General features: G+C 70.9%; 7 protein-coding genes and 3 pseudogenes. 6 read left to right on the forward strand and 4 right to left on the reverse strand.

Features of this window, described 5'->3' with window-relative positions; genetic code table 11:
* Positions 1 to 275 precede the first annotated feature (275 nt).
* Positions 276 to 1,838, forward strand: coding sequence for an MFS transporter (locus tag ACZ462_RS21230; protein ID WP_468252570.1), 1,563 nt, complete (start codon positions 276 to 278; stop codon positions 1,836 to 1,838).
* Between the two features lie 14 nt (positions 1,839 to 1,852).
* Here ACZ462_RS21230 and ACZ462_RS21235 read toward each other — a convergent pair.
* A pseudogene (locus ACZ462_RS21235) lies at positions 1,853 to 1,954 on the reverse strand (IS5/IS1182 family transposase); the annotation flags it as partial.
* Positions 1,955 to 2,232: 278 nt separating this feature from the next.
* On the opposite strand from ACZ462_RS21235, the pseudogene ACZ462_RS21240 reads away from it, so the two are divergent.
* A pseudogene (locus tag ACZ462_RS21240) lies at positions 2,233 to 2,536 on the forward strand (cobalamin biosynthesis protein CobW); the annotation flags it as partial.
* Between the two features lie 565 nt (positions 2,537 to 3,101).
* A complete protein-coding gene (locus tag ACZ462_RS21245) occupies positions 3,102 to 3,656 on the forward strand; it encodes a TMEM175 family protein (protein ID WP_467802909.1) in 555 nt (184 codons plus the stop codon).
* Positions 3,657 to 3,818: 162 nt separating this feature from the next.
* Here ACZ462_RS21245 and ACZ462_RS21250 read toward each other — a convergent pair.
* The 3 genes and pseudogenes from ACZ462_RS21250 to ACZ462_RS21260 all read right to left on the reverse strand — a co-directional run.
* A pseudogene (locus ACZ462_RS21250) lies at positions 3,819 to 4,241 on the reverse strand (transposase); the annotation flags it as partial.
* 49 nt (positions 4,242 to 4,290) lie between these two features.
* On the reverse strand, positions 4,291 to 5,025 hold the full coding sequence (locus tag ACZ462_RS21255) for a dienelactone hydrolase family protein (protein WP_467802910.1): 735 nt from the start codon (positions 5,023 to 5,025) through the stop codon (positions 4,291 to 4,293).
* A 931-nt stretch (positions 5,026 to 5,956) separates the two neighbouring features.
* Entirely contained in the window at positions 5,957 to 6,898 is a 942-nt protein-coding gene (locus ACZ462_RS21260) for a LysR family transcriptional regulator (RefSeq protein WP_467802911.1), read from the reverse strand.
* 151 nt (positions 6,899 to 7,049) lie between these two features.
* Here ACZ462_RS21260 and ACZ462_RS21265 point away from each other — a divergent pair, with 151 nt between their 5' ends.
* The 3 genes from ACZ462_RS21265 to ACZ462_RS21275 form a co-directional block, all read left to right on the forward strand.
* Positions 7,050 to 8,090 carry a YncE family protein gene (locus tag ACZ462_RS21265; RefSeq protein WP_467802912.1) on the forward strand — a complete coding sequence of 347 codons (1,041 nt, stop codon included), beginning with the start codon at positions 7,050 to 7,052 and terminating at the stop codon, positions 8,088 to 8,090.
* Positions 8,091 to 8,557: 467 nt separating this feature from the next.
* Positions 8,558 to 8,893: a hypothetical protein gene (locus ACZ462_RS21270; protein ID WP_467802913.1), complete on the forward strand. Its 336-nt coding sequence runs from the start codon at positions 8,558 to 8,560 to the stop codon at positions 8,891 to 8,893.
* 10 nt (positions 8,894 to 8,903) lie between these two features.
* On the forward strand, positions 8,904 to 11,203 hold a 2,300-nt coding region (locus ACZ462_RS21275), incomplete at its 3' end, for a tetratricopeptide repeat protein (RefSeq protein ID WP_467802915.1).

Here is an 11,203-nt window from a genome sequence, read left to right on the forward strand (position 1 = left end):
GATGAGTGCCGTATCCGCCCGGTTGCGAGCGATCAGCCAAACACATAGGCGTACCGGGCAAGCGACGCCACGCCGACAACCCAACCCGGCCCGCCGTGAGGGAAGGAACAGAGATGATCGCGTAGCTGCCTGCCGTTTGCGTGGCCGGGGTGTTTCGGAATCGCGTGCCGGGGTGCCTGCGGGGCAGAGTACGGATAAGGGAGCATGGAACACCGCCCCCCCCTCTCTCTCTCCCCTTTTTTTGCCGCCATCCGTGCTACTCGAGGGCAGGAACCGTGAGCCGACTGCGTGTCCTTGGCATCCTCGTGGCAGTACTGCTGCCGTCTTTCATGACCGCTCTGGACAATACCGTCGTCAATGTGGCACTCCCGCAGATCCAGGCCGACCTCGGGTTGAGTACAGCCGATCTGAAATGGACAGCAGCGGTATATCCATTGGCTCTGGCAGGCCTACTCCTGGCAGGCGGGCACCTCGCGGACACCCTCGGACGGCGAGTGACGCTCCTGGCAGGAACTGCAATCTTCACCGCTGCATCGATGGGATGCAGCGCGGCACCCTCACCGACAACGCTGATCGCCTGCCGGGCACTACAAGGAGTCGGAGCCGCGCTGATCCTGCCGGCATCACTCGCGGTCCAGGCACACGACCTACCACCCCGGGTCCGTACCACCGCCTTCAGCGCGACCACAGCCGCGTTGGCATCAGCACTGGCCTGCGGCCCGGTGCTCTCCGGCATCATCACACAACACGCGGGCTGGCAATGGGTATTCACGATCAACGTGCCCCTGGGAGGAGTAAGCATCCTCGCTGGATTCCTCATCCCCCGACCCCCAACCCCCACCACACACACAAGCACGAGCACGACCACGGCCCCAGCCGCGGGCCCGGCGCCGACGTCGGCGCCGGCCGCAGCGCCGCTCTCGCCACGCCTCATCGCGTTGGCCTGCTGCGCGCTGGCAGCCCTCGCCTACTGCTTGATCGAAGGACCCGAACGAGGCTTCACCACCCTTCCCGTCGCTGTTTCAGCAGCCGCCGTCACCGCACTGGCCGTTGCCCTGACCTACACACTGACAACACACCGGAACACCGCACTGCAGCTCCTCTTCCGGCAACGCCCCTTCGTCGGCGGGATCATCACCCAACTCCTATGGGGACTCGGCATCAGCGGCGTCTACTTCTTCACATCCCGATTCCTGCAAAACGGCCTCGGCCTCGCCCCGACACCCACCGGACTGGCATTCACACCCGTAGCCCTGTCCCTGATCATCACCACCCCCTTCATCGCACCCCTGGCACGCCGCTGGGGAGACGGACGAACCTCCGCAGCAGGCCTCCTCCTCGTCGCCTCAGGACTGCTGACAGTCATGCTGGGCAGCACCACAGGAAAACTCACCCACATACTCGCCGGATTCTCAGCCATCGGTATCGGCTCCGCACTCGCCGTCCCCGTGACCACCCGCGCCCTGGAATCCTCACCCCACCACCTCTCCGGCATCGCCGCCGGACTCTTCAGCGCCGCCCGCGAAGCATCCGGAGTCATCGGGATCGGCCTCATCGGCGCCATCGTCTCTTTCACCGAACACACCGCAACCGCCACCGGAACCGACGACTCCACCGCATTCCTGACCGGCTACAAAGCCGGCCTCTGCCTCGCCGCAGCACTCACCGCAGCAGCCGCACCCGTAGCACTCTGGGCACTCCACCCCCGCAAACACACACCCAAACCCGACACACACCCCCACAAACACAGACACCACAAAACCACAGCTGACACCCCAGGAAAACACCAACCGTTCAGCACAACTCCCGGCCAAGAAAAACCCACCAACGACCAGTGAACTGCTCCGGGTCACACCGCCTGCCGGCCTGTGGAGAGGGTTTCCCACCGTCCCCGGCACGGGATGCGGACCGTGCCGCCGGCGCCTCGGCATCCCTTGTCGGCCCAGCACGCGAGTCCGCCTCGGCGAGGGCATGACAGCCTGCTGGTCACCCCATGACAGCCATCACAGAGCCAGGAACCGTGCCGTAACCAGAACAGGAAACCGTCATCCTTCGCTGACGCCCATGGCCGCCCATGCGGCGCGCGGGCGGGCACTGACGCATCAGCGAACTACGCGCCCTCGGCACCGGCCCCGCCCCGTCTCCACTGCGTGGTCCGCGGTCGGCCACCGGGCCCGGCTCACCGCCGAACCGGCCGACGCCCAGGCGCGCCGGTCCACGGCGGCGCAGTGAAGCGTGCAGCGCGTGGTGCGCGACGCGTCGGGCGAGGTGTCCCGTGGCGAGACACCCTTCGCCAATGACTGCGCCTGCCGCGCGCTCCGCGAGGACCTGGAGCGTCCGGCAGGCATCGGCCTCGCTCGGCTGGCCGTCGTCGAGCTGTGGGACTGCGTGGCACCCAAGGCGATGGCCGAGGTGGTCACCGCCTACGGCACCGACGTACTCGACCTCACCGGCGTGATCACCGCGGTCGATCCCCGCGCTGGTCCTGCCCTGCCTCGTCAGCGGCGACGATCCGGCCGACGCGCCGCCGGCGGCCGGGAATGCGGCGGAATCGAAGAACCAGGTGCCGGTTTGGCGCAAGCGGCGTGCCTGTGGGTGCTGACGGTCCACTACCAGCGCATTCCCAAGACCCTCGCGGGCCGGGTCATTGGCGCGGCCGAGGGCATCGCGGATGACACCCGGTCCGGCTCGGCTCCGCGCGTGTCGGCGCGGAGCCGGCCTCCGGGGCGCGGGACCGCTGACATGCCAGGGGACCGCCGCACCGTTCGACATGGGACTTGGTGCCGGCCCGGTGGATGCACTGGGATCTCCACGAGACAGCGGATCGCATCCAGTAGGGCCCGGTGGCGGTACGCCTCCGGCCGGGTGACCGGTGGGCGGTGGGCGGTGGAGGATGGGCGGAGGCGTGGTGTGTCAGGTTGCAGGCCAGTGAGGCTGGTGAGGGGCACAAGCGGCGCAGCGGCCTGGCCGGCGCCCGCGGCGCCGAACCCGCGCGTCGTTGGCCGCCCGCGCAGGGCGGGGCTGCTACCACAGGTTCCATGAACGCAAGCCCCGAGCGGCAACGAGCCCGACCCCGAGCGGATCTCGTGCCGAGGGACAGGATGCTCGCCCTCACCGACGGTGTGACGGCCATCGCCATGACGCTGCTCGTGCTGGACATCGACCTACCCGAGGGGCTCGACGGGCCCGAGTTGCGCCGGGCGCTCGACGAGGTTCAGTCCCAGGTGGGCACCTTCCTGCTGAGCGCGGTGGTGATCGCGCTGTTCTGGCGGGCCCACCATGCCGCGGTGCGGAACGCGGAGAGGATCGGCCTGTACGCGTTCTGGCTCAATGTCGCGTTCCTGGTGCTGTTGTCCTTGATCCCGTTTCCCACCCATGTCCTGGAGACGTACGGCGACCGTTTCATCGGGCCGGGCCTGTACGGGGCCGTCATCGGCGCGGCCGCACTGGTGCTGTACGGGCTCGACCTGCACGTCAGTCGTTCGGCGGGCCGGAACTGGCGCAATGTCCCGCTCCCCGCCCAGGCGGTCGTGTTCCTGGCCTCGGTGGGGATCGCGCTCATCTCCCCCCTCGCCGCCATCTGCAGCTGGGCCGCCAGCGTGCCTCTGTCCGTGCTGGCCGACCGATTTGCCGCACGTACTCGCGAACAGCCCTGATGAGAGCCGTCCGGGACCTCTGAGAAGCTGTTGTCTTTCCGGACGTGATCGACGCGTTTCCGCTGGTCGGGGATGGGGGTGGTGGTTCCGTGGGAGGGGTGGCCTGTGCCATCGGCGGAAGAATGCGTAGACGCGGTCCCACGGCGGGAAGTCGGCGGGCATCGCCCGCCACTTGATCCCGTTGTCCACGAGATACCGGATTGCATCGAGCATGGCCCGGTGGCAGTACACCTCCCGCCGACCGCCCCGGCCGCGCATCCAACCCGGTACCCGCAGCATCGGCAGGACCCGGGCCCACTCCGGGTCCGTCATGTCCGTCGGATACCGCCGCCCTCCTGGACGGCGAGTCGGAGTAGACACCCTTCGAGCTGCCAAGAGGCCCTGTTCCCATGCCCGGCACCGGCCACAATCACCCGATCGAGAGTCCTGTCGGACTGCGGCTGCCACATGGTGGGCCGTTGACGAGCTGGGATGCCAGGTCGGTTGCGACCGCGGAGGATTGGAGTTCTCAAGCGACCCTTTACGGAAGTTCCGTTCGCGATAGAGGCGGGCCACGGCCATGGAGACATCGGCGTGGCCCGCCATGCCGTCTGCTGGTCGCGGCCGTTTCAGGCTCGGTTTCCAGGCTGGAGCCTCAGCTGTTGGCCAGGGTGCGGTCCAGAAGGGGGAGCAGGCGATCCCAGTGGCGCTTCAGCCCGGAGGCACTATAAGCGTCGGTGTCGGACATGGTGAAGCCGTGGATGGTGCCGGGGTAGATCTCGGAGGTGTAGCCGACACCTGCTGCATCCAGGGCCTGGTTGAGCTCGCCGAGGGCCTCAGGTGTCATGTCGCCTTCGGCGTGGGCGAGGTGGACCTGGGCGGTGAGCTTGGCGAAGAGGTCAGGCCCGTCGGCGCCCACGGGGCCGTGGAACGCGGCGACGGCCGCCACATGGTCGGGATGGGCCGCAGCGGTGCGCATCGCGTAGAGGCCGCCTATGCAGTAACCGGTCACCGCGACGGGTCCGGCGCCGACCTCGGGCTGAGTGGTGAGGAACCTGAGGTAGGCGTCGGCGTCGCTCAGGACACGTTCGGCGGTGTGCGCCTCGATCAGGGGCATCAGCTGGGCGAAGACCGCGGACCGGGCCTCCTCTCCGATGTGCTCGGGAAGCTCGACCAGAGGTGCCGGGCCATGCCGGTAGAAGGAGTTGGGGACGAGCACGTAGTAGCCGTGCCCGGCCAGTTCGCGGGCCATCTCCCGCAGCACGGGCCGGATGCCGAAGCCGTCCGCGTACATCAGCACCCCTGGGTGCCGCTCACCGTGGTCGGGGAAGGCGGCGAAGGCGTCGGCCTGACCGTCCGCGGTGGGAATCCGCAGCGTCTTGGTGGGCATGAACACTCCTGTCGTGGTTGATGTGCAGAGCCTGTGATCAACACGACGGAGGCGGAGCACGCGCAGCAACGCAAGAGCCTCGATCGAACAGCGGGCCCGAACCGGCCCGTACGGCGCTCAGAAGAGCACCGGGTCACCAATCCGTGTGTGGCGCAGGGCCGTCCCGGTATTCATAGCCGCACAGCGTAGCCCACCGACAGGACATCGAGACTCCCGTTCGACGGACACCACTGAAGATCGGAAAGACAACAGCTTCCAAGAGGCAGCAAGGTCGGGCTCAGGGTCCGGCACCAGGACGGCATGCCCTCTTCGCCGTCGCAGTCGTCCGTACCGGAGCCGCAGTCGAGGAAGTCGTTTGCGGGCCCGCCCCTGAGCGTGGCGTTACCGGCTCCCGCATCGATCTGGTCGGGCCCGCCCACGGTGGTGACCGATCCGTTCGGGCCGGCGTTGTCACCGAAGACCGGAGATCTGATCGTGCCCGGCGGTCGCGCCGGCCGGGTCGCCCAAACGCTGTCTCCCATGGTCTCGAACTCGCCCGAAGAAGCATGTGGCCACCTGCGCGCCGGCTTCCGCGGCCCGAGGCCGACGACGACCGGCGCTGCGAGGACATGGGCGCAACAGATCAGGAGGACCGGCGGACGGGTCCCGTCCGGCCGATGGCGTTCAGCATGGCTGCTCCACGGACGGGCGTGATCACTGACGCCTGATCATTCCCAGCCCTGCGCCCGGTGTTCTCCGCAGGACTGGTCGGCGAATCCGGGCCGCCGGTTCGGTCCGGCGCCCGTGTCCGGATCCACCGCCGCCTTGCGGGTCTGCCTCGCGGCGCCACCGGGCGGTGCCGTCCTGGGCGCCGTCGCCCGCCGCCGCCTCTTGCGGAACCGGCCGTTCACCGGTCGCGCCCGCCGCGGGCGTGTCTTTGGGCGCCCAGGTCTCAAGACAGCGGTGCGGTCAGCCGGGAGTGCGGGCGGCTGCCGGCCCCGGTCCGGGGTGGGGCCAGGACGGCGGATGCGACGTGCTCGCGGAACCAGCGGTGCCCCGGGTCCGTCGCGTTGCGGGGATGCCAGGCCATGCCCAGGTGAAGGGGTTCCAGGTCGAGGGGGACGGGGAACGTCCTCAGGCCCAGGGCCGAGACGGTGTCGGGGAGCCAGCCGGCCGCGCTGAGCGCGACGAGGTCGGTGGTCCGGGCGAGCATCATCGCGCTGGTGTGGCTGGGTACGACGACTGCGGTCCGGCGGCGCAGTCCGAGTTCGGCGAGGGCGCTGTCGATGGGGCCGAGGCGTTTGCCGAGTCGGGAGATGCCGATGTGGTCGGCTGCGGCGAAGCGGCGGGCGTCGATCGGCCCGTCGAAGAGGGGGTGCCCGCTGCGGGCGATGCCGACCAGCGGCGTCCGGATGAGGGGCCGGGTCTGGATCTCCGGGTCCAGATGCCCGAGGACGCCCAGTTCGACGTCCACCCGGCCCTGCCGCAGCCCCGGCCCGCCCTCCACCGCCTCCGGCAGGAAGACGACGTCCACCTGCGGGGCCTCCGCGTTGATCCGCTCGGTCAGGCTCCCGGCCACGCCCACCAGGAGCAGCTCCGCGGCCTGCACCGTGAACGTGCGGTGGAGGTGCGCGGCGTCGAATGCGGCACCGGGCCGCAGCACGCTGTCACAGCTGCGCAGCAACGCGCCGACCTCCTGCCGTAGTTCCACGGCGCGCGGGGTCGGGACCAGCTCTTGGCCGGCCCGGACGAGCAGCGGGTCGCCGACAGTGCGGCGCAGCCGTGCAAGGGCCCGGCTGACCGCCGCGGGCGAGGTGCCCAGCCGCTCCGCGGCGCGGGTCACGCTGTTCTCCTGGAGCAGGGCGTCCAGAACACGCAGCAGGTTGAGATCCATCGAGCCACTCCCTGTGAACTGCATTCTTCCGTTTGCGGCAATGATGGGGTGTCGATTTTTGCATTGCTGCCGCCCCTACCGGAACCGGAGAGTGGAGACGCCCGCGAAGAGACGCGCGGCATCCCCCGCTTCGCCTCGCCAAGGAGCCGCTGTGCAGCAGTCCCCCCGTACCGGTCGAGAGGGCGACGTACTGGCCGTCGTCAGTCAGAGCGGAGCGACGGTTTCGTTCTTCGACGCAGCCTGCGACCGCCGCCTCGGCGCCGTGCAGGTCCCCGCCGAGCCGCACGAGCTGTGCTACGACCCGACGCATCGGCTGCTGTGGTGCACGCTGACGTACCACTCGGGCTACTACCACGCCAACAGCGGTCGACGCACCGAGCTGGTCGTCATCGACCCCGACAGCCGCCGCATCGTCGAGGTCGTCGACCTCGCCCCGGAACACGGGCCGCACGGATGGCGTTGGATGCGGCGCGCGGGCGGCGTCGAGGGCGCCCAGGAGGGGCCCGGAGGCGTCGTGGTGATCGACACGGGCACCCGCCGGCCCCTGGGCAGGATCGACACGGACGCTCCCGGCCCGCACTGGTTCGCGATCGACCCGGCGGGCCGGACGGGCTACGCCACCAACAAGGAAGCGCCGTTCGTGTCCGTCGTGGACCTCGAGAGGGGCGCCCTCACCGCGAAGGTCGAGGTGCCGGGCAGCGAGGGGCTCGCCGTCTCCGCCGACGGCCGACACGCCTTCGTCGCCGCGCCGTACGGCAACTTCAGCCACAGCGCCGAAGAGCGGTCGGCCACCGGCATCCGCGTCATCGACCCCCGGACGGCGTCCGTCGTCGACACCCTGCCGACGCAGAACACCATCCTGCCGGTGCACCTGACGTCGACGGGCAAGCTGCTGGCGGGCGAGTTGCGCATGACGGCCGCCCCAGGGGCGGAACTCGGCCGGCACGCACCGGGCCGCCTCATCGTGTTCTGCGCCGAGACGCGCACGCAGCTGGCCGCGGTCGAGGTCGGCCTCTTCCCGCTGACCATCACCTCCTCTCCCGACGGGCGACTGGGCTACGTGGCCTGCGTCGTCTCCTCCACCGTCGACATCGTCGACCTGGAGACGCTGCAGCGCCTGGCCCAGCTGGACATCGCCAAACTCGGCGAACCGGGCGCCCACGGCCTGGCGTACATCCCGCGCGCTGCCTGACCGCCTGGGGCACACGGGCTGAGCGGGTGGGGCTGTTCGACGCCGACGTCGGCGCCGGTGATCGGGCGGCCTGGGCCGCCACCGACCGGAACGAAGGACGGAACGCTGCGGCGCCGGGGCGCCGAAGGCGCTCGGAGAGCACGGCGTACCGGGCCCGCCTCCAGGGCGATCCCGGCGTCCGCGACCGGCAGGCGGTGAGGCAGCGAGCTCACCGGTTTCACACCCGCGTTCGGGCGGGTGTGGTGCGGGGCACGGGCGGGTCCTGAGGCGAACGGAACGTCAGGCAACACCAGAACAAGACGCAGTGCTGAAACCTGGCGACGCCCGCCTCTGGTGGTCGCCCGCGGCGGTCGTGGCAGCACAGGGTGCAGAGGAGGTGGTTTCCCCGGCGGGCACGCCTGGTCCTCGGGATAATTCGGCGAGCCGTCAGCCGCTGGCGGCATGCAGTCGGGCGAGGGGGAGCCGTTATGTCTCAGGGATGGAAGATCACGGTGATCGTGCTGGCGGTGGCCGCGGTCCTGTCCACTCCACTGCTGTGGCTCCTCGACGGGCCCAATGCCGGGCAGTTGGCGGGGGCGACCGTCCAGGCCGCCGCCGGCATCGCCGCCCTGGTCTGGGCGCTGCTGCAGCGCCCGTCCTCGGCCGGGCCGGCAGACCGGGCCACGCGGACCGGGAACGCCGACCGGGGTGGCGTCACCGGCATCCGGCGGCCTGGCGGCCGGGGCCGCGGCTCGGCGATCGCCGACCGGACGGGGGAGGCCAGCGGCACGAACTCCGTCTCCGGCATCGACTACTCGAACTAGGGCCGCACCCATGGCGAAAGCATCGTCGCGCAAGGCGCGGGGCAGGGCCCCCGAGCCCTCGGTGGCCGTGGCGGACACCGGCAGCGCCGGGGCCGCCGCCGACGAGACGGCCGTGACCGGCTACCGCGGCCCTGCGCCGCGAGGCGGCGGTTCTGGGCCTGCCGCCTCGGTGCGCCTGTCCCGTACCGGCGACGTCACGGCGAGCGGCGGCAGTACCGCCATCAGCGGCTACGTGCACACGCTGACCGTGCAGCGCGCCCCGCGGGAGCCGGCCTCCTGGCCGCACCAGGTCGGCGTGGTCCCCACCCCGGCGCGCTCCTTCCGCCACCGTGCCGAGGCGGACCGGCTGCGGGCAGCGGTCGCCGGCGGGGGCACCGCGGTGCTCTGCCAGGTGCTCACCGGGATGGGCGGGGTCGGCAAGACCCAGCTCGCCGCCGACTACGCCCGTTCCGCCTGGGACGAAGGCGCACTGGACGTTTTGGTCTGGGTCACGGCGAGCGCCCGGTCGTCCGTGGTGAGTGCATACGCCCAGGCCGGCGCCGAACTGTGCCGGGCCGACCCCGACGACCCCGAACGGGCCGCGACGGAGTTCCTGGCCTGGCTGGCCCCCAAGCCCGGGCAGCGGCCATGCCGGTGGCTGATCGTCCTGGACGACGTCGCCAACCCCGGTGACCTCGTCGTCCACCCCGAGGACCCCGCCCGCCGCTACAGCCTCTGGCCGCCGACCAGCCCGCACGGGCGGGTGCTGCTCACCACCCGCCGCCGGGATGCCGCCCTGTTCGGGCAAGGCCGCCGCCGGATCGAGGTGGGTGTGTTCAACCCCCCTGAATCCCTCGCCTACCTCACCACATCGTTGGACGCCCAAGACCGCAGCGAGCCCGCCGAGCAGCTGACCGCCCTCGCTCACGACCTCGGACACCTGCCCTTGGCCCTGGCCCAGGCAGCCGCCTACCTCATCGACTCCGGACAGAGCGCAGCCGCCTACCGAAAGATGCTGGCCGACCGGGCCACCAAGCTCACCGACCTCGCCCCCGACTCCCTGCCCGACGACCACGCCGCCACCCTCGCCGCCGCCTGGTCCCTCTCCATCGACCGCGCAGACACACTCCGCCCCGCCGGCCTGGCCCGCCCCATGCTCCACCTGGCCGCCTTCCTCGACGCCAACGGCATCCCCCACGACGTCCTGACCAGTCCGAAAGCCTGCAGCTACCTTGCCGCACACCACACCGCCGCCGGCCCTGAGCGAACGCGGCGACCCAGGTGGTGGCCGGGAAAGAGGCAGCGCCCCGCCGCGCCCGTCACCCCCGAGGAAGCGTTCGGCGCCCTCCGGGCCCTGGACCGGCTCAGCCTCGTCGACCACAGCATCGCCCAGCAGGCCGTCCGCGTCCACCAGCTCATCCAGCGCGCCGCCCGCGACACCCTCACCCCCGACCAGCACGACCAGACCGCGCGGACCGCCGCCGACGCCCTCACAGCAGTCTGGCCCGACGTCGAACGCGACACCGGCCTCGCGCAGTCCCTGCGCGCCAACACCGACGCGCTCATGCGCCACGCCGCAGAAGCCCTGTACCAGCCGGACGCCCACGCGCTGCTGTTCCGCCTGGGCCGCAGCCTCGGCGAAGCCGGTCAGGTCGCCGCCGCCATCGACCATTTCGAGTGCCTCGCCGACATCACCGCCCACCGCCTCGGCCCCGACCACCCGGGAACCCTCACCACCCGAAACAACCTCGCTTCCTGGAGAGGCGAGGCGGGGGACGCGGCGGGGGCAGCGCAAGCCTTCGCCGAGCTCTTGGCCGACCGGGTGCGGGTGCTGGGCCCCGACCACCCTGACACCCTCACCACCCGGAACAACCTCGCCTCCTGGAGAGGCGAGGCGGGGGACGCGGCGGGGGCAGCGCAAGCCTTCGCCGAGCTCCTCGCCGACCAGCTGCGGGTCCTCGGCTCCGACCACCCCAGAACGCTCAACGCCCGGAACAACCTCGCCTACTGGAGAGGGGAGGCGGGGGACGCGGCGGGGGCAGCGCAGGCCTTCGCCGAGCTCTTGGCCGACCAGGTCCGGGTGCTGGGCCCCGACCACCCCAAAACCTTCACCACCCGAGGCAACCTCGCCTACTGGAGAGGGGAGGCGGGGGACGCGGCGGGAGCGGCGCAGGCCTTCGCCGAGCTCCTCGCCGACCGGGTGCGGGTGCTGGGCCCCGACCACCCCGACACCCTCACCACCCGGAACAACCTCGCTACCCGCAGGGAGAAGGCGGGGGATGCAGTGGGGGCGGCACAGGCCTTCGCCGAGCTCCTCGCCGACCAGGTCCG

The sequence above is a fragment of the Streptomyces sp. NPDC031121 genome (assembly GCF_055570615.1).